Origin of the sequence: Streptomyces sp. NPDC046465 (assembly GCF_040646035.1) — a bacterium.
In the GTDB taxonomy this organism is placed as follows: Bacteria; Actinomycetota; Actinomycetes; order Streptomycetales; family Streptomycetaceae; genus Streptomyces.
The window spans coordinates 17,137-35,457 of sequence record NZ_JBEYZK010000034.1; the positions used below are offsets into that span (position 1 = coordinate 17,137).

General features: G+C 72.1%; 13 protein-coding genes. 5 read left to right on the forward strand and 8 right to left on the reverse strand.

Annotation, left to right across the window (positions count from 1 at the left end; all coding sequences use genetic code 11):
• Positions 1-286 precede the first annotated feature (286 nt).
• The 4 genes from menC to ABZ953_RS35730 form a co-directional block, all read right to left on the reverse strand.
• Entirely contained in the window at positions 287-1,354 is a 1,068-nt protein-coding gene (gene menC, locus ABZ953_RS35715; RefSeq protein WP_361733114.1) for an o-succinylbenzoate synthase, read from the reverse strand.
• Positions 1,355-1,395: 41 nt separating this feature from the next.
• The gene (locus tag ABZ953_RS35720) at positions 1,396-2,199 is read right to left on the reverse strand and encodes a GNAT family N-acetyltransferase (protein ID WP_361733046.1); all 804 of its coding nucleotides are present in this window, start codon (positions 2,197-2,199) and stop codon (positions 1,396-1,398) included.
• Positions 2,196-3,278, reverse strand: coding sequence for a M20 family metallopeptidase (locus ABZ953_RS35725; RefSeq protein ID WP_361733116.1), 1,083 nt, complete (start codon positions 3,276-3,278; stop codon positions 2,196-2,198). The genes ABZ953_RS35720 and ABZ953_RS35725 overlap by 4 nt, the downstream gene beginning before the upstream one ends.
• A gap of 198 nt (positions 3,279-3,476) precedes the next feature.
• Positions 3,477-5,099, reverse strand: a complete 1,623-nt coding sequence (locus ABZ953_RS35730) for a helix-turn-helix domain-containing protein (RefSeq protein ID WP_361733118.1) — start codon at positions 5,097-5,099, stop codon at positions 3,477-3,479.
• Positions 5,100-5,407: 308 nt separating this feature from the next.
• Between ABZ953_RS35730 and ABZ953_RS35735 the strand changes: the two genes are divergently transcribed.
• The 3 genes from ABZ953_RS35735 to ABZ953_RS35745 all read left to right on the forward strand — a co-directional run bounded on the left by ABZ953_RS35735 (position 5,408) and on the right by ABZ953_RS35745 (position 8,520).
• Positions 5,408-6,526 (forward strand): hypothetical protein, encoded by a 1,119-nt coding sequence (locus ABZ953_RS35735; protein ID WP_361733047.1) that lies wholly within the window; start codon positions 5,408-5,410, stop codon positions 6,524-6,526.
• 50 nt (positions 6,527-6,576) lie between these two features.
• Positions 6,577-7,437, forward strand: a complete 861-nt coding sequence (locus ABZ953_RS35740; protein ID WP_361733049.1) for an alpha/beta hydrolase — start codon at positions 6,577-6,579, stop codon at positions 7,435-7,437.
• 138 nt (positions 7,438-7,575) lie between these two features.
• Positions 7,576-8,520, forward strand: coding sequence for a cation diffusion facilitator family transporter (locus ABZ953_RS35745; RefSeq protein WP_361733051.1), 945 nt, complete (start codon positions 7,576-7,578; stop codon positions 8,518-8,520).
• Positions 8,521-8,546: 26 nt separating this feature from the next.
• Here the strand turns inward: ABZ953_RS35745 and ABZ953_RS35750 are convergent, their stop codons facing one another.
• The 3 genes from ABZ953_RS35750 to ABZ953_RS35760 form a co-directional block, all read right to left on the reverse strand.
• Positions 8,547-10,175 (reverse strand): sigma-70 family RNA polymerase sigma factor, encoded by a 1,629-nt coding sequence (locus ABZ953_RS35750; protein WP_361733053.1) that lies wholly within the window; start codon positions 10,173-10,175, stop codon positions 8,547-8,549.
• Positions 10,176-10,346: 171 nt separating this feature from the next.
• Entirely contained in the window at positions 10,347-11,729 is a 1,383-nt protein-coding gene (locus ABZ953_RS35755) for an SLC13 family permease (protein ID WP_361733055.1), read from the reverse strand.
• Positions 11,730-11,937: 208 nt separating this feature from the next.
• Positions 11,938-12,813, reverse strand: a complete 876-nt coding sequence (locus tag ABZ953_RS35760) for an IclR family transcriptional regulator (protein ID WP_361733057.1) — start codon at positions 12,811-12,813, stop codon at positions 11,938-11,940.
• Between the two features lie 96 nt (positions 12,814-12,909).
• On the opposite strand from ABZ953_RS35760, the gene ABZ953_RS35765 reads away from it, so the two are divergent.
• Entirely contained in the window at positions 12,910-14,082 is a 1,173-nt protein-coding gene (locus tag ABZ953_RS35765) for an aminotransferase class V-fold PLP-dependent enzyme (protein ID WP_361733059.1), read from the forward strand.
• Positions 14,075-17,035, forward strand: a complete 2,961-nt coding sequence (locus ABZ953_RS35770) for an FAD-linked oxidase C-terminal domain-containing protein (RefSeq protein ID WP_361733061.1) — start codon at positions 14,075-14,077, stop codon at positions 17,033-17,035. Before ABZ953_RS35765 ends, ABZ953_RS35770 begins: the two co-directional genes overlap by 8 nt.
• Before the next feature lie 4 nt (positions 17,036-17,039).
• On the opposite strand, the gene ABZ953_RS35775 is transcribed toward ABZ953_RS35770, so the two are convergent.
• Entirely contained in the window at positions 17,040-18,248 is a 1,209-nt protein-coding gene (locus tag ABZ953_RS35775; protein WP_361733062.1) for an alpha/beta hydrolase, read from the reverse strand.
• Between the last annotated feature and the right edge of the window lie 73 nt (positions 18,249-18,321).

Here is an 18,321-nt window from a genome sequence, read left to right on the forward strand (position 1 = left end):
ATTCTCCCATAACTGACCGGACTGGTCCCGAGTACGAACAGATATTGGACGTATTTCAAATGTCGTGACGATACTGACAGGGCGTCGCGCCCGGCGGGCTCTTGCCGGGTTTCCGTATTGCTGTGCACATCAAGGGGGTTGTGCCTCGCATGACGACGTCAGAACACCGTGAGTTCGGGGACGCGTTCGCTCCGGCCACAGACCGTTCCCCGGAGTCCGGGTGGAACGCGTCGATGGAGAGGACCGGACACCCGGCCTCGACCGCACCTCCCCCGAGAGGCGCCCCCTACAGAGCGATCCACTCCGTCGACGTCGTCACCTCTTCGAGGATTTCGGGCAGGGGCTCCGTTCCGAGGCCGGGCCCGGTCGGGACGTCGAGGTGGCCGTCCGCGAGGACGAACGGCGCGGTGATGTCCGTCGCGAAGTAGCGGTGGGAGCCGGAGGTGTCGCCCGGGAGGGTGAAGCCGGGCAGTGCCGCGAGGGCCACGTTGGCGGCGCGTCCGATGCCGGTCTCCAGCATGCCGCCGCACCAGACCGGGACGCCGTGCGCGCGGGCGATGTCGTGGATGCGGCGGGCCTCCAGATAGCCGCCGACCCGCGCCGGTTTGACGTTGATGACCGAGCAGGCGCCGAGAGAGATGGCCGCGGCCGCGTGGGCCGCCGACTCGATGGACTCGTCGAGACAGACCGGGGTGCGCAGCAGCTTGGCGAGCTGGGCGTGCTGGACCATGTCGTCGTTGGCGAGGGGCTGTTCGATCAGGAGCAGACCGAAGGCGTCGAGCTTGGCGAGGTGCTGGGCGTCGACGAGGGTGTAGGCGGCGTTGGCGTCGACCTGGAGCAGCAGGTCGTCCCCGAAGCGTTCGCGGACCGCGCGGACGGGCTCGACGTCCCAGCCCGGCTCGATCTTCAGCTTGATCCGGACGTACCCCTCGGCGACGTACTGCTCGACGGCGTCAAGGAGTTGGGGTATGGAGTCCATGATGCCCACCGACACGCCGCACGGAACGCGGTCGTGCGCGGCCCCGAGATAGGAGCCGAACGACTCGCCCGAGGCGCGGAGCTGGGCGTCGAGAACCGCACTCTCCAGGGCCGACTTCGCCATGTGGTGGCCGGTGAAGGGGGCCAGGGCCCGGCCCACCCCGGCGGCGTCCACGCCGTCCTTCGGCAGCGCGGGGATGAGGAACTTGCGCAGGACGTCCTGGGCGCCGTCGACGTACTCGCCGCAGTAGCGGGGCTCGGACATGGCGGCGCACTCGGCCCACCCCTCCCCGTCGGGGGTGACGACCCGGACGAGGAGGACGTCACGAGCGGTCTCGACGCCGAAGGAGGTGCGAAACGGCGCGACGAGCGGCATCGCGATCCGGCGCAGTTCGATGCCGGAGATCTTCGTCTTGGTCACTGGTTGCTCCCGGTGGGCAGGTCTGCGGGGGTGGCGGGGGCGCGGCGGACGACGTAGCTGCGCCGGTCGTGGAAGCCGACGACGCGGGCTCCCTCGGCGAGCAGACCGCCGAGGGTCTGCCGGACGGCGACGCGCCAGGCGCGGGCGGCCGCGGCGTCTGTGCGGCGCAGTGCTTCGATGTCGTCCGGCAGGTCGATGAGGATGAACTCCGCGTCGGTGGAGCGAAGTTCGGGACGCCCGCGGTCGTCGCGCACGGCGTGTGCGGCGTCGGCGGGCAGCGGTGTGTACGCGTTCCCGCTGACCGGCGGCGGGGCCGACAGGTCCCAGGCGGCCAGGACCCGGTCCGACTCGTCGCCGCCGTTGATGGCGTCGTCCATGGCGCCGTAGAAGGACTCCAGGTACTCCTCGGGACGGGCCCCGAGCTTGGTGAGGTTGAAGTGGGCGTTGCGGCGGATGAGCGGGTCGTACGTCCAGGTGATGCGCTTCAGCCCGCGGTCCATGGCCCACTGGCGCTGATGCAGCTTGAGGGCGAGGCCGATGCCCCGTCCCATGACGGCGCCCGTGATGTGGGAGTGCAGGGTGGCGCCCGCGGGTTCGCCGAAGAAGGCGACGGAGGCGCCCGTGAGGCGGCCGTCCTCGTACGCGCCGGCGACGTAGTTCCCGGCGTGGGCGAGCGCGCGCATGACCTCGGCGGAGACCGGCGCCGTGCTCGGCTCCGTGCCCCAGATGCCGGCGTACAGGTGCGAGACGGTCTCGAACTCCTCCACCGTGTGCAGCGCCCGGATGTCGAGGCGGCTCACCGGATCGCCTCGACGAGACCTGCGAGGAGCTGGACGCGGGGCGGCATGGCGGCCGTCACCACGTGCTCGTGGTCGGCGTGGGCTCCGTCGCCGACGGCACCGAGCCCGTCGAGCGTCGGACAGCCGACCCCTGCCGTGTAGTTGCCGTCGGACGCGCCGCCGACGGACGTCTGCCGCAGCGGGCCGAGCCCCGAGCGGATGGCCACCTCGTCGGCCAGTGCGAACAGCTGCTGCGACGAATCGGTGTCCAGGGGCGGCCGGTTGGGGCCGCCGCCGACCTCCAGGCGGGCGCCCGGGTGGTGCGGCGTGAGCCCGCGCAGGAGATCGTCGACCGCTTCCTGCGCGGCCCGGGTCGGGACCCGGACGTCGAGGCTCAGTTCGGCGCGGGCCGGGACGGTGTTGGTGGTCGTGCCCGCCGACATCACCGTCGGGGTGACCGTCGTGCCCGGCCCGGTCCGTGCGGTCACGGCGTCGGTGAGGTGCCGCAGGGCGAGGAGGTGGTGGGCGAGTTCCGTGGCCGCGTTGACGCCCTTCTCGGGCTCCAGGCCGGAGTGGGCGGCGCGGCCGTGGACCGCGAGGTCGTAGTGGGACACGCCCTTGCGGCCGGTCTTGAGGGCGCCGCCCGCCGCCGCGGCCTCCAGGACGAGGGCCGCCCGGCAGGCGCGTGCCGTGTCCTCGATGAGGGCGCGTGAGGTGTCCGAGCCGACCTCCTCGTCCCCGGTGACCAGGACGCAGATGCCGTCGAGGGAGGGCAGCAGGGCCAGCGCGTGGAACATCTGCACCAGACCGGCCTTCATGTCGAAGACGCCCGGTCCGCGGGCGACGCCGTCCCGCACCGAGAACGGATGGGTCTTGAGCGTGCCCATGGGCCAGACCGTGTCGTGGTGGCCGAGGAGCAGGACCCGCGGGGTCCCGAAACTCCACTGGAGGTGGGTCACCCCGCCCGTCACCAGCGTCCGGGGCGGCGCGCCGAGCAGCCGTCGGCCCTGCTCCGCCACGACGCGGGCACTGCGGGCCACGGCGGCGTGGTCGGCGGAGTAGGACTCGCAGGTCACGAGTTCCTCGAGGTCGTCGAGCATGGCGCCGAGCGGCGGCGGCGTGGCACGGGAAGGGGGATGAGCGGCCTGCACGGGGAAGTTCCTCCAGATGGTGGGGTGACTGCCACGCTAGGCAGGCGGCCGCATGCGGAGTTCGTACGTGGGTGACAACGTCCGGGCGCGGATTCGTACCGCGATCCGAAACCGCGCCCGGACGCGCCGTCGGCCCGTAGCGACCGCTCAGTCGCACAGCCCCATCAGACGCAGCTGCAGCATCGCGGCGAACCGCTCGGAGGGGTCCCGCAGGTCGATCTGCCCGACCTCCGCGACACGGCGGATCCGGTAGCGGAAGGTGTTGGGATGGACGAACACGCTCGCCGAGGCGGCGATCACGTCGCCGAACGCGTCGAGCCACGCCCGCAGCGTCTCGACCAGATGGGAGTTGTGGCTGCGGTCGTAGGCCGCCAACCGGGCGATGGGGCCCGACAGTTCATCGCGGTTGGCGACCGCTAGGTCCCGCATCTCGATCAGCAGCGCGTCGATGGACACGTCCCCGATGGCGGCGACCCGCCGGGCGACCCGGCCGCTGAAGAGAACGCGCAGCGCCCGGTCCGCATTGGTCCGTGACCGGGCGAGAGCCGCGGGCTCGGGGGCCACCGAGCCGATCCCGACGACCGCGCCCGTACGGTCCCCGGTGCGCTGCAGGAAGTCCGTCGCCACCTGCACGGCCCGCTCCCGCGCGAAAGCCGGGTCGTCCGGCACGGGGAGCAGCGCGTAGGCCACATCGCCGAGCAGCGCCACCGCCGACCGCGGCTGCACCGCCATCAGATGCACGGCAAGCGCACTGGTCAGCCGCTGGCGCTCCGCCGTGACGTGCGCGTGGTCCTCGCCCGCCGCGGGTTCGAGCCCCAGGGCCAGGACGAGGAGGGGCTCGTCGGCGAGACCGAGGCGGCCCAGCGCCGCGACCGCCCCCGAACCGCCCTCGAGCGCCGTCGTCACCAGATCGGCGCGCAGCCGGTTCTCGGCGTCGGCGCCCGCGCGGTGGCGCAGCATGTGCAGGGCGACCAGCTTGGCCGCCTCCTGGAAGGCCTCCTCCCGCTCCTGCGTGAGGGGTTCGCGCAGCGCCGCCCACACCGAGCCGAGGATCTCGTCCCCGGCGCGTACAGCGATGGCCACGCGCGGCAGCGCGGCCTCGTCGCCGAGCGTCGGCGGCGGAATGTGCACGGGCCGCTCACTGCGGTAGAGCTTCCTGAAGACCCCGTGCTCCTCGTGGACACGCAGATAGCGCTCGGGTACCCGCCGGGCCAGAATGCTCGCCACCCGCGCCGGATCCGCCTCGTCCTGGCGCCCGGAGAAGGCCAGGATGCGTGAGCGGCGGTCCTCGATGGTGACCGGCGCGTCCAGCAGTGTGGCGATCGCGTTCGCCAGGGCGAAAAGATCCCCGGAGGGCACTCCGCCAAGCGTCTGCCCACCCGCCTCGCCCACATCCCCTTCCGACAGCAACGTCCGCAGCATCGCGGCGAGTTGGGCCCAGGAGGCCCCGCGCGTGAGCGTCAGCAGAGCGATGCCGGTCTCGGCGGCCACGGCTTCGAGCGCCGCGGCGTCGACGGGCGCGCGCACGACCAGGGCCGCGGCGCCCGGCCCGGTGAGCCGCCGCATCAGCCGGGCCGTCTCCTCGGCTCCGTGCACCCCGACACCGAGCACGACGGCCCGCTCCGGATAGTGCTGCTCGTCGTGCGGATCGTGGATGCCGACGCCGCCGAGCTCCGCCGCCGCCGAGGGGTCGCCGTGGACCAGATCGAGGAGGGTGGGGCCGAAGTCCTCGAGGACCCGGCTCAGACCGCGGGCGGGGTGCGTCGACATGTGGCTGATCATCTCCGCAGGTTAGGACCGGTGCGGTCGTGCGCGTCCGTACGAGCGTACGAGGTTACGCGGCCGTTCTCGTACCAGGGAACGAACGCCCGCTGAGACGGTCGCCACAACCGGTCCGGAACGCGGTCGGCCGGTGCCGCGTCGATCCTCCGGCGCCGACGCCCGTACGGCATCGCCGCCGACTCCCAAAGGACGGACCCGACTTGGAGTCAACGGCCCGAGGGCAACTCCGCCCGAGGGGCGCGCCGGTCGTGAGATGCGGATACGGTGCTGACGTGCTGATCGAGAAGGAGGGGCCCATGCCTGGAACGGTGCTGCTCGTCGCGGCTGCCCCGGTGGGCAAGGGGCGACTGGTGGATGCGGCCTCCGTGCTCCCCGTCCTCGCGGCGGTGCCGCCCCAGACGCTCGCCGGAACGCCCACCGCGAGCATCGTGGAGCTGGCCGACCCCCTGGACCCGCAGACCGTCCTGACCCGGCTGCGCGCGGCGGCCATGGCCCCCGGGCCCCTGACGATCTACCTCATCGGTCAGGTCCATCTCGACCGGCGCCAGCGGCAGTTGCACGTCGCGCTCGCCAGAACCACCACGGCGACCGTGCGCTACACGGGGTTCCCCTGGCACTGGATCACGCAGGAGCTGCGGCTGCGCCCGGCGGGCACCACCACGGTCCTCGCCGATCTGCACACCGACCCCGAGAGCTGGCAGGCCCTCACCGCGCAGCCCCTCGACGCGGGCCCGGGTGTCGCGCTCTACGGCCGCATCGCGCCACCGGCCCGGCGCCGCACGCCCGCGACCCCCGCCTACATGAAGGCCCTCGCGACCATCCTGCGCAGCGGCCACCGCCCGCCGCTGCTCGAGCTCCACCAGCACGCCGCCGCCCAGAGCCTCGGCGACGACGCCCAGGACCTGCTGCCGGTCCACGACCCGGCCGCACCCGCGGCCGCCGCACCCGTCCCCGTACCGCACCCTCCGCGGCAGGACGACGCGGGCATGGACCCGCACGCCGCGATCACCGCGGCCGTCGAGGCCGGCCGGCACGGTGAGGCGTCGGCCCTGGCGGCCTCGTGGGAGCAGAGCGCCCTGCGGATGAACGGGCCGGGCTCGAAGGAAGCCATCCACTGGATGGAAGTACGGGCGGACCTGGCGAGGTTCGCCGGGGACCCGGCGCGCAGCTGCGAGACCTGGCTCGCGGTGGCCTCGGCCCGCCTCACGGCGGGGCAGGCCCCCGACTCCCCGGAGGTGGAGGCCGCCGCGGACCGCGCCCATCACCTGTGGGACCGCGTGCGCGACCCCGAGGCCGTCCGGGGCCTTGGGCCCGCCCTGGTCGCCCTGCGCCGCCGGGTGCCGGGCCGCCAGCGCGGCACGCTGCTGCTCGCGCAGCGCCGACTCGAACAGTTCCACACCCAGCAGGTCGGCTGAGGAGCCGCGGAACTGGTGCCACGTTCCACATTTCAGGAAAGGAGCGTTCCGTGTTCGAGGACTTCGCCGTCACGACGGTGAACACCGGCGAGGCTTCCGTCTTCGTCCGGTACGGCGGAGAGGGCCCGCCCCTCCTGTTGTTGCACGGCCACCCCCGCACCTCGGCGACCTGGCACCGGGTCGCACCCCTGCTGGTCCGGCGCGGATTCACTGTCGTCTGTCCCGACCTGCGCGGTTACGGGAGTTCTCGCGGCCCCGCGCCCGCCGCCGACCACGCACCGCACTGCAAGCGTGCCGTGGCCGGGGACCTGGTCGAGGTCATGGGGGCGCTCGGGCACCAGCGCTTCGGGCTCGTGGGCCACGACCGTGGAGCGGCCGTGGCGCTCCGGCTGGTGCTGGACCATCCGTCCGCGGTGACCCGGGTGGCGTTCTTGGACGGCCTGCCCCTGAGCGAGCACCTGGCCCGCGCCGACACCCGGTTCGCCACCGCGTGGTGGCACTGGTTCTTCTTCGCCCAGCCGGAGATCCCCGAGCGCGTCATCAACGCGGACCCCGACGCCTGGTACCGCGGCGACCCCTCGGCGATGGGGCAGGAGAATTACGCGGAGTGGCGGGCCGCCACAAGGAATCCGGACGTCGTGCGCGCCATGCTGGAGGACTACCGCGCCGGGCTCACTGTGGACCGCCGCCACGAGGAGGCGGACAGGGCCCGGGGCCGACGGATCGAGTGTCCCACTCTGGTTCTGTGGTCCCTGCGGGACGATCTGGAGGACCTGTACGGCGATCCGCGCGCCATCTGGCGCGACTGGGCCGACGACGTCCGGGGCCAGGGCATCGACGCCGGTCACCATGTGGCCGAGGAAGCCCCCGGTCCGCTCTCCGCCGCCCTGGGCGACTTCTTCACCGCCTGACCCGGCCCACCCCCGCAACGGCAGGCGTCCTCCCACAGCCGAGGCGCTCCCGCACGCCTGGAGCCACGCCCTCGGGGTACCCAAACGGCGTATTGCCCCCTGCAAGCACCGTTGTGACCCCCAGAACTGCGAGGCCAGATGACCGGCAAGCCTTCGAAGGACCAGGAGACGAAGACCACCGTCTGGGTGGCGCTCGCCGCGAACCTGGTCATCGCCGTGGCCAAGGTGGTGGGCGGACTGTTCGCGGGCTCACCCGCGCTCCTCTCCGAGGCGGCCCACTCGATCGCGGACAGCCTGAATGAGGTCTTTCTGCTGGCCGCGCTGCGCCGCAGCCGCAAACCGGCCGACTCCCAGCACCCCTTCGGCTACGGCAAGGAACGCTACTTCTGGTCGCTGCTCGCCGCCGTCGGCATCTTCGTCACCGGTGGCTGCTTCTCGATCTTCCAGGGCATCGAGGCGCTGCGCTCCGCAAGCTCGGAGACCACGACCGGATACCTTGTCGGCCTCGTCGTGCTCGGTCTCGCCTTCCTCGCCGAGGGCGGTTCCCTGGTCCGCGCGCTGTGGCAGGTGCGGCGGCAGGAGGGCGGCGTCGGCTCCGACCCGGCCTTGCGCACCGTCATCGCCGAGGACGGCACGGCCGTGCTCGGCGTGACCCTCGCCATGATCGGTATGGGCCTGCACATGGCGACCGGCGAGGTCGTCTACGAGGCGGCTGCCTCCATGGCGATCGGCCTGCTGCTCATCGCGGTGGCCTTCCGCTTGGGCAAGGAAACCAGGGAGCAGTTGATCGGCGAGGCCGTCGACCCCGAACTGCGCGAGGAAATAGCCCACTTCCTCGCCGAGCAGCCCGAGATCGACCGCGTCGCGAGCCTGCTCACGATGCGGCTCGGCATGGACTCGACGCTCGTCGCCGCCCGCATCGATCTCGCGCCCGGCCGGGACAGCGAGGTCGTGGAACTCGTCATGGAGCGCATCAAGGCCGACGCGGCCGCACGCTGGCCGCAGGCCGACCAGGTGTTCCTCGACGTCACCGAGGCACCGCCCGTACCGGGTGCCGCGGTCGACCCGGACCTCACGGTCTGACAGACGCCCCTGTTGGCTCGGTCCGGTCAGAGCGCGGTGCCGAAGGCCTGCGTCCACCAGGGGCCGCCGGAGCCGTTGTGGATGCCCACGCCCAGTTCCTTGAAGTCGCAGTTGAGGATGTTGGCGCGGTGACCGGCGCTGTTCATCCACGAGTCCATCACCGACGCCGGACTCTGCTGCCCGCGGGCGATGTTCTCCCCGTACGTGCTCCAGCGGTAACCGGCCGCGGTGATGCGGTCGCCGGGGTCCTTGCCGTCCGGGCTGGTGTGGTCGAAGTAGTCGCGGGCCGCCATGTCGGCGGAGTGCTTGGTGGCCGCCGTGGCGAGCTTGCCGTTGGACCGGACCGGGCCGCAGCCCGCCTTGGCACGCTCGGTGTTGACCAGCGCGACGACCTGCTCGGCGGTGCCGCTCGGCTTCGACGGCGCGGGTCCCGACGCCTCGGACGTGGGCTTCGGCTTCGGCTTGGGTCCGGGCTTGGCGGAGCTGTGGCTGGGGGAGGGCTTGGGCTTCTTCTTCGCCTTGCCGGACTTCGCCTTGCCGGACTTCGACTTGCTGGGCGACGGCTTGGCGCTGGGGGACGCGGAGCGCGAGGGGGAGGGCTTCTTCGACGCCGGGGTGAGTGTGGGGGAGGCGGGGGCGGCGGCGGTGGACGGCGCGCTCTCGTCCGTCTCCGGGCCGGTGAGGAGATGCACCGCGGTGCCGCCGATGCCGAGCGCGAGGACCGCGGCGGCCGCCCCCGCCGTACGGCGGCGGCGTCTGGCACGGTCGAGGCGGGCCTGCGTCCGCGCGGCGACCGGAGTCCCGTCGCCGGGTGCGGCGGCGGGTGCGGCGTATCCGACCTCGACGAGGTCGGGCGGGACGACCAGGGCGGTGAGCGCGGCGCCCACCGGGACGAGAGCGAGCCCGACCAGCAGGCCCTCGGCGGGGACCAGGTTCGACCAGTGGCCCTCGCAGGCCGCGCAGTCGCGGGCGTGACGGGCGAGCCGCTTGCGCCACAGGGCCGAGGGCACGCCGTCCCAGCCGGTTGTGATCTGCCGAAGCACCGCGCACGGCGGGCCGGCCGCGAGGGCGCGGACGACGACGCGGGCCGTCTCCAACTGCGCCTTCATCCGCTGCACCCGCACCGCCGCGTGCTGGGAGGACAGCTCGAGGGCCTCGGCGACCTCCGCCCGCGTGAGCTCGCCCGCGGACTCCAGCCACCACAGCGACAGCAGGGCCCTGTCGTCCTCGTCCAGCCACCGGGTGGCCTCCGCGGTCTCGCGGCGCTGACCCGAGAGCCCGAGCCGCGTGATGGTCAGATCCACGAAGTCCGCACCCGGGTCCACCACGTCGTACCCGTCGCCGTGCCCGTCCGCGAGGCCGGCGCCGGTGGGTATCGCGGACGACGCGCGCTCCCGCCAGTGGCCGCGTATCTGGTTCATGGTGATGGCGACCAGCCAGCTGCGGAAGTTCTCGGGACCGCGCAGCCCGTCCAGGCCGCCGAGGACGCGGAGCATGGTCTCCTGCACCACGTCGTCCACGTCCGCATGGCCGTTCAGGGCCCGTCCGACGATGTTGTAGACGAGGGGCAGGTACTCCGCGACCAGCGCGTCCTGCGCCCGCTGGTTCCCGTCCTGCGCTGCTCTGATCATCGCGATGTGGCGTTCGCTGCTCACGCTGTGACCACTTTCTGTGTGGGGGGCTGTCTCCTCCGACATAGAGGAGACGCCCCGCGCCCACCTCGATAACAGAAATCGATAGCAGAAATCGATAACAGAAACTGTCCGGTCTCCGTCAAAGCCGTTCGGGTGAAGTCTGACCCTGGACGTCAGGGTGAGGCCGGTACCTCAGAGCGAGGTGGGCAGGACGAACAGTCCCCAGGTGACGAGCGGCCCGGCCACGCTGATGCCGAGGCCCCAGGCCATGAGACGGCGGAAGACGGCGTCCCGGTGCTCCTCAGGAGTGTTCGCGGTCACCAGCGCGCCACTGGTGGAGAAGGGCGAGGCGTCCACCACGGACGAGGAGATGGCCAACGCTGTGATGAGTCCCACGGCCCCCACCTGGCCGTCCAGCAGGAACGGCACCGCCAGCGGGATCAGGGCGCCGAGCATGCCGGTGGTGGAGGCGAAGGCGGAGGCGATCGCGCCGATGAGGCAGATCAGCAGTGCGCCGATGAGGGGCGCGTGGAGGGACGCGACCTGCTTGCCGAGGTGGTGGATGGTGCCCATGCGTTCCAGCTGGCTCACATACGTGACGATGCCGCAGACAAGCAGCACGGTGGACCACGCGCACCGGTCCACCGCGCCCTTGGCCGACTCCGGGGAGACCAGCGAGAGGACGACGGTGACGGTGAGCGCCATCAGGCCCACGTCCAAATCGAAGAAGAGCGCGCCGACCACGAGGCCGAGCAGCCCGAGGAGCGTCAGCGCGCGCGGGCCGTCGAGACGCGGGGGCTCCGGCGCGGTGACGACGGCGGTGCCGGACGCGGCGACGGTGAGGGTGGGCGTCGCGCCGTCCGGTGTCCGGGCGGTGGCCGGTCCGCCGGGCGGCGCGATGTCGCCCGGGGGCCCGCCACGCGTTCCGCTGCTGCCGTCGCCTGCACCCTCGTATGTTTGCACGCGTCGCCCCAGCAACTGACGCCCCCCGAAGGCGAGGAAGGCGATGACGCAGAGGGCCGTGTTGAAGAGGAACGAGGCGGTGAACAGGAGTACCGGACTGCCCGGCAGATTGTTGCGTTCGACCACTCCGTTGGTGATGCCGCCGAACACCCCGATCGGCGAGAAGCCGCCCGCGCTGGCGCCGTTGGCGATGAGAAGGCCCATGAGGACCGGGTTGATGCCGTAGGCGGCGGCGAAGCCAAGACCGATGGGGGCGATGATCCCGACCGCCGCCGGAGTGACCGCGCCGACCGCGGTGAGCAGGGCGGTGACGAGGAACATCACCCAGGGGATGAGAGCGATCCGGCCACGTACGGCCTTGACCGCCGCGTTGACGAGCCAGTCCACGGTGCCGTTGTTCTTCGCCATGGCGAACAGCAACGTCACGCCGACGAGCACGACGAACAGGTCTCCGGGGAAGCCGGAGAAGATGTCGTCCGAGGATTCGTCCGCCACCGTGGAGCCGACGATGAATGCCGCCACGATGGCCAGCGCGCCCAGATGGGCGGAGGTGAAGGTGGCGACGGTGAAGATCAGTAACAGGGCGATGAGGGAGATGACTTGATCTGACACGGGGGCTCCCTTGCGGTCGGCCGATGGCCATGTCGCGGTGTGCCGTGGCGTGTGACGCGGGAGTGCGCGCGGCACCGGAGGGGGCGTGGTGCGAGGCGGCGCACGGACGTCCGCCCCTGGAGCCGAAGGGGCCAGGGGGGAGATGTTATTCCGTAGGGCGGAATGCAGCTTTCGCAGAGGGGAGTATTGGAGCGTTCCGTCGGAGACGTCAAGAGGTCCGTCGGAATCCGTCGTGACGGGGCGCCCCGTCGGAGTGCGCGCCTTGACGGCCGGACCGCGGGGACGGACCGCCACCGCCACCGCCACCGCCTCCGCCTCCGCCTCCGCCAAGACCGTCGTACCGCAGGCCCTCCAGCGCGGCGCCGACTTCCCTCGCCGTCTCGCCGACCAGGGCGCCGTGTGCTGCGCTCGCCTCCGGCGTCATCCGGCTCGTGGGCATGTTGACGCTGATGCTGGCGACCGGCAGCCCTGACGCGTCGAGGACGGCGGCCGCGACGGCGGACACGTCGGTGCGCCACTCCCCGCTGTTCGTCGCGTACCCCCGCTCGCGAATGAGCGCAAGCTCGGCGAGCAGCCGATCCCGGTCCGTGATGGTGGAGCCGGTGAACTCCTCCAGACCGTCCGCCAGTTGACGCTCCAGCGCTTCGGGCGGGCTCGCGGCGAGCACGGCCTTGCCGTTCGCGGAGGCGTGGAGGGGCAGGTGCGTGCCCAGGGCCAGGATGATCCGCACCGGCTTGGACGTCTCCAGGCGCTCGATGAGCACCACCTTGTCGCCGTTCGGGACGGTCAGGTGGACCGTCTCGTCGGTGCGCCGCCGCAGCTCCTCCATGAGTGGCACCGCCACGTCGCGCAGCCCCAACTCCCCGGTGGTGCGCCGTCCGACCTGCAGTGCCTTGGTGGTCAGGACCCAGCGCGTGACCTCACCGCCGGCCGGGCGCAGCCAGCCCGCGGTGTGCAGGGTGCGCAGCGCGCGCTGGGCGGAACTCTTGGGCAGATCCAGGGCGCGGGCCAGCTCGGCGACGCCGATCGGCTGCCGCGCGGAGACCTCTTCCAGTACCCGAAGTGCGTTGAGGACGCTCTGCATCCGTTGACTCCCCTGCGCTCGACTCCTATGCTCCGCGTGCCACCTTATGACACACCGTGCCACAATGCGGCACGCTTCTCAAGGGAGTCGGCCAGAGTGACCTCTCACGCCGGGCGCCACTTCTTACAGATCCCGGGCCCCACCAACATCCCCGACCAGGTGCTCCGCGCCATCTCGGCGCCGACCATCGACCACCGCGGCCCCGAATTCGCCGCGCTCACCCACGAGTTGCTCGCAGGGCTGCAGCCCGTCTTCGGCACCTCAGGTCCCGTCGTGATCTTCCCCGGTTCCGGCACCGGCGCCTGGGAAGCGGCCCTGGTGAACACGCTCAGCACGGGGGACCGGGTGCTGTGCGCCGAGACCGGCCACTTCGCGGCGCTCTGGCAGCGGATGGCCGTCGACCTCGGCCTCTACGTCGACGTCATCCCGGGGGACTGGCGCCACGGTGCCGCCCCCGAGGCCATCGCCGAACGGCTCGCCGCCGACACCGTCCGTACGATCAAAGCGGTCTGCGTGGTGCACAACGAGACGTCCACCGGCGTCACCAGCCGGGTGGCCGAGATCCGGCGGGCCATCGACGCGACGGGGCACCCCGCGCTGCTCCTCGTCGACACCGTCTCCTCGCTCGGATCCATCGACTACCGCCACGACGAGTGGGGCGTCGACGTCACGGTCGCAGGCTCTCAGAAGGGGCTGATGCTCCCGCCGGGGCTCGGCTTCAACGCGGTCAGCGCCAAGGCCCTCGCCGTCTCCCGCACCGCACGGCTGCGCAGGTCCTACTGGGACTGGCAGCCGGTCATCGAGGCGAACCGGCACGGCCACTTCCCGTACACCCCCGCCACCAACCTCCTGTACGGCCTCGCCGAGGCGCTGCGGATGCTGCGCACGGAGGGGCTCCCCGAGGTCTTCGCCCGCCACGCCCGGCACGCCGAGGCCACCCGAAAGGCCGTCCAGGGCTGGGGACTTGACGTGCTGTGCGCCGACGAGCGCGAGTACTCCTCGTCGCTCACCGCCGTCCTCGTGCCCGAGGGCCAGGACGCCGACAAGGTCCGCGAGATCATCCTCGAACGCTTCGACATGTCCCTGGGAGCGGGCCTCGGCAGACTCGCGGGGCGGATCTTCCGCATCGGCCACCTCGGGCACTTCAACGACCTCGCGCTCACGGGCACCCTCGCAGGCGTCCAGATGGGCCTCCAGCTGGCCGGCGTGCGCATCGACCCGAGCGGACTCACCGCCGCCCTGGACATCCTGCGAGAGCCCCATGGATGAGAGCAGCACGGACGGGAGCAGCACGGACGAGAGCCGTCGGGAGGCGTCCCGGGCGCTGCGGCGGAGCCTCGCCGACGACCTCGACGGCGAAGCCCGGTTCGACGACTACACCCGGCACTTGTTCGCCCGGGACGCCAGCATGTACGCGATCACCCCCCTGGGCGTCGTCTTCCCCCGGCACGCCGACGACGTCGCCGCCGCGCTCGCGGCAGCCGCGGCCCACCGGGTGCCCGTGGTGCCGCGCGGCGCCGGTACGAGCCTGGCGGGACAGACCGTAGGGCCCGGCCTGGTCCTCGACCTGTCACGCCACATGAACCGCATCGTCGAGCTCGACCCGAGCGGCGGCACCGCCCTGGTGGAGACCGGCGTCGTACAGGACCAGCTCAACCGCGCCGCGAGCCCGTGGGGGCTGATGTTCGGCCCGGACACGTCGACCAGCAACCGCGCCACCATCGGCGGGATGATCGGTAACAACTCGGCGGGCAGCGGGTCGGTGCGCCACGGCATGACCATCGACCACGTCCGCGAACTCGACGTGGTGCTCTCGGACGCGAGCCGGGCCCGCCTCGGCCGGGTCGACGAGGCCGAACGAGCCCGCAGAGCACGGCGCGGCACCCTGGAGGGCGCCCTCTACCGCGAGCTGCCCGGGATCGTACGGGCCAACGCCGCCGCCATCGCCGAGGGCTTCCCCGCCCACTGGCGGCGCGCCTGCGGCTACCGCCTGGACCGGCTCGCACGCGACGGTGCCCCCTTCGACCTGGCCACGTTCGTCGTCGGTTCGGAAGGCACTCTCGCCGTGGCGACCACGGCGCTCGTCGGCCTGGTGCGCAAACCGAGCCGCACCGTGATCGCCGTCGGCCACTTCACCTCCGTGGCGCACGCCATCGAGGCGACCGAGGACGCCCTCGACTGCGACCCGGCCGCCGTGGAGCTCATGGACCGCACGATCCTCGACCTGTCCCGCCGCAAGATCGAGTACGCGGCACTCGGCGACCTCCTGCACGGCAGCCCCGAAGCCCTCCTCTTCGTGTCCTTCACCGGAGACGAAGAAGGAGAACTCCTCGACCGGATGCGGCGCCTCACCGCACTCTGGTCCCGGCACGGCCACGGCTACCACACCCTCCAGGCGACCACCCCGGACGTACAGGCCTCTCTCCTGAAGGTCCGCAAGGCGGGCCTCGGCCTGCTGATGGCCGCCGGTGAGGGCACCCGGCGGCCGCTCGCCTTCGTCGAGGACACCGCGGTCGACCCCGCCCATCTCGCCGACTACACCCGCCGGTTCAGGAAAGTCCTGGACCGGCACGGCATGACAGCGGGCTTCTACGGCCACTGCTCCGTCGGCTGTCTGCACATCCGCCCCTACCTCGACCTCACCGACCCGGCGGACGTCGTCCGGATGCGCGCCGTCGCGGAGGAGATCAAGGACCTGGTCGCCGAGTACGGCGGGGTGAACTCCAGCGAGCACGGCGACGGCCTGGCCCGCAGCGAGTTCAACCGCGAGATCTTCGGCGACCAGCTGTACGAGGCGATGCGCCAGGTCAAGCGGCTCTTCGACCCCAACGACATCCTCAACCCCGGCAAGATCGTGGACGCCCGGCCCATGACGGACCACCTGCGTGACGCCGCGCTGACCCCCGCAGCGCCCCTGCGCACCCGCCTCTCCTTCGAGGTCGTGGGCGGCGGCATGCGCGCGGCGGCCGACCGGTGCATGAACATCGGCCTGTGCCGCAAGACCGGCAGCGGCGCCATGTGCCCCTCGTACATGGCCACCCGCAAGGAGGAGGACTCCACCCGCGGCCGCGCCGGCGCCCTCGTCAAAGCCCTCTCCGAGCCCGACCCGCGCACGGCGCTCGGCGACGAGCGGCTCCACGAGATCCTCGACCTCTGCCTGATGTGCAAGGCGTGCAAGAGCGAATGCCCCCTTGGCGTCGACATGGCCACCCTCAAGAGCGAGGCCCTCTCCCACCACCACGACCTCCACGGGGTGCCGCTGCGGAGCCGTTTGTTCGGCGCGATCCGGACCCTGAACCGCCTGGGCTCCGCGACGGCGCCCCTCTCCAACCTGCCGGGCCGCCTCGCCCCGGTACGGCGGCTGCTGGACCGCCTCACCGGCATCGCCCCGCAGCGCCCGCTGCCGGTCTTCGCACGCCACAACCTGCTGCGCTGGTCCCGCCGCCGCACACCCGCCCCGCACCCGGTGACCCAGGGGACGGTCACCTACCTCGCGGACTCCTTCACCACCTTCACCGAGCCCGGCATCGGCCGCGCCGCCATCGAACTCCTTGAGCACGCCGGGTGGCGCGTGCGGCTGGAGAGCCGCGGCTGCTGCGGCAGATCGAGTCTCTCCAAGGGCCTGGTCGACGACGCGAAGAACAAGGCGCGCCGACTCGCCCACCGACTGCACCGCTCGACGGGACCCGGCTCGCCGATCGTGGGCTGCGAGCCCTCCTGCCTGATGACACTGCGCGACGAGCACCGGGCGCTGCTGCCCGACGACACCGCGGTCGCGGACGTCGCCGGGCGGGTGCGCCAGGTCGAGGAACTCCTTGCGGAAGCCGTCGACGCGGGGCGCCTGCGACTGCGGGAGGACTCCTGGCTCGCCGGGCGCAGGCTCCTCTACCACGGCCACTGCCACCAGAAGGCCGAAGTCGGCACGGCCGCGACCCTCGAACTCCTGGGCCGCATCCCGGGAGCGACGGTCGTCGAACTCGACGCGGGCTGCTGCGGCATGGCCGGGTCCTTCGGGTTCGAGTCCGAGCACTACGAGACGTCGATGACGGTCGGCGAGGACCGGCTGTTCCCCGCGATCCAAGCGGAGCCCGCCGACACCGTCGTCGTCGCCACGGGAGTCTCCTGCCGCCAGCAGATCTTCCACGGCACCGAACGCGACGCCTGGCACCCGGTCCAGCTCCTGCGGGAGGCGGTCCTGACAGAGCCGCCCCCCACCGCCTGACCGGTCAGCGCCGCCGGAAGGTGACCTCCGGGTTCTGTGGCGTCGGTCCGTCGAGCAGCGGCTGCGGAACACCGCGCAGCTGCTGCTCGAAGAAGGCTCCGATGTATGCCCGGGTGATCCGCTCGGATCGCTCACCGGACAGCGGCACCTCCGGATCGTCCACACCGGCCTGCCCCGCCACAACGGGCACGTCGGTGAACGTGAAGTGCCCGGAACCCCTGACGGTGAGCCAGCGCTTCCAGCCGTCGAGCCCCTGCCACGTCTCGTCCCAGTTCTTGCCGTCCTCGACCCCCGGCGTATGTTGCACCTCCGTGCCCAGCATCAGGAAGGGCCGACCGCCGATCCCCTCGGGTCTGACGTGGAAATGGCCGTCCATGTTCATGCCCGCCCGCACCCGGGGATCGGCGGCCATGGTGGCGAGCGCGGCGGAGCCGCCTATCGAGTGCCCGCCCGCGCCGATCCGCCCGGGATCGATCATGCGGGAGAGCCGCCAGGACGCCTTCCGGCCGGTCAACCGGTCGATGACGAACGAGAGATCCTTGGCTCGCCCCTCGGCGGCGATCTCGCCGCCACCGGGCTCCTCGACGGGGGCGCACGCCCGGCAGGTGAGCATCCGGCCGCCGGGGAAGGCCGTGCCGACGGACTCGTAGGCGTGGTCGACGGTGGCCACCACGAAGCCACGGCTCGCCAGGTCCTCGGCGAGATGAGTCAACGTGGTGCGGGGAGCGGTGAAGCCGGGGGAGAGCACGATCAGCGGGAACCGTCCCTGCGCGGGCTTCGCCCCGGCGCGCGCGAAGGTGCGTGTGGAGCTGTACGCGGCCGCGGAGATCCGCTTGTCCACCTCCCACCACTCCAGCATGAGCCGGGCCTCCTCCTCGGAGGTGTACGAGGTGGGGCGCCCGCCGCCGTACCGCCCGGGGTAGTACATGGACACCATCAGCTCGCGCGCGTCCGCCGAGGGCACCCACGGGTCGCGGCGGCTCTTGTCGACGAGATGCAGGGTGTCGCGGCCGACCCCGAACGGGCCGGTGGGGCGCGGCAGATGGAAGGCCGTCGCCGCCGGATCACTCGCCGCGGCGCGGGCGCGCACGGTCCCGGTGCCGTCCGCGCCTGAGGCGTACGCCGCCGACCCGCCCGCGACCGGCAGGACGGCAGCGAGGGCGACGGCTGCGACAAGAGCGCGTCTCTGTACGGAAGTTCGGATGACTGTCATGTCAAAGGACGCTATGGCAAGGGGAGACGGCGTGACGTCACCCTGCGGTAGCACGCAGATCCAGACTTCAGAG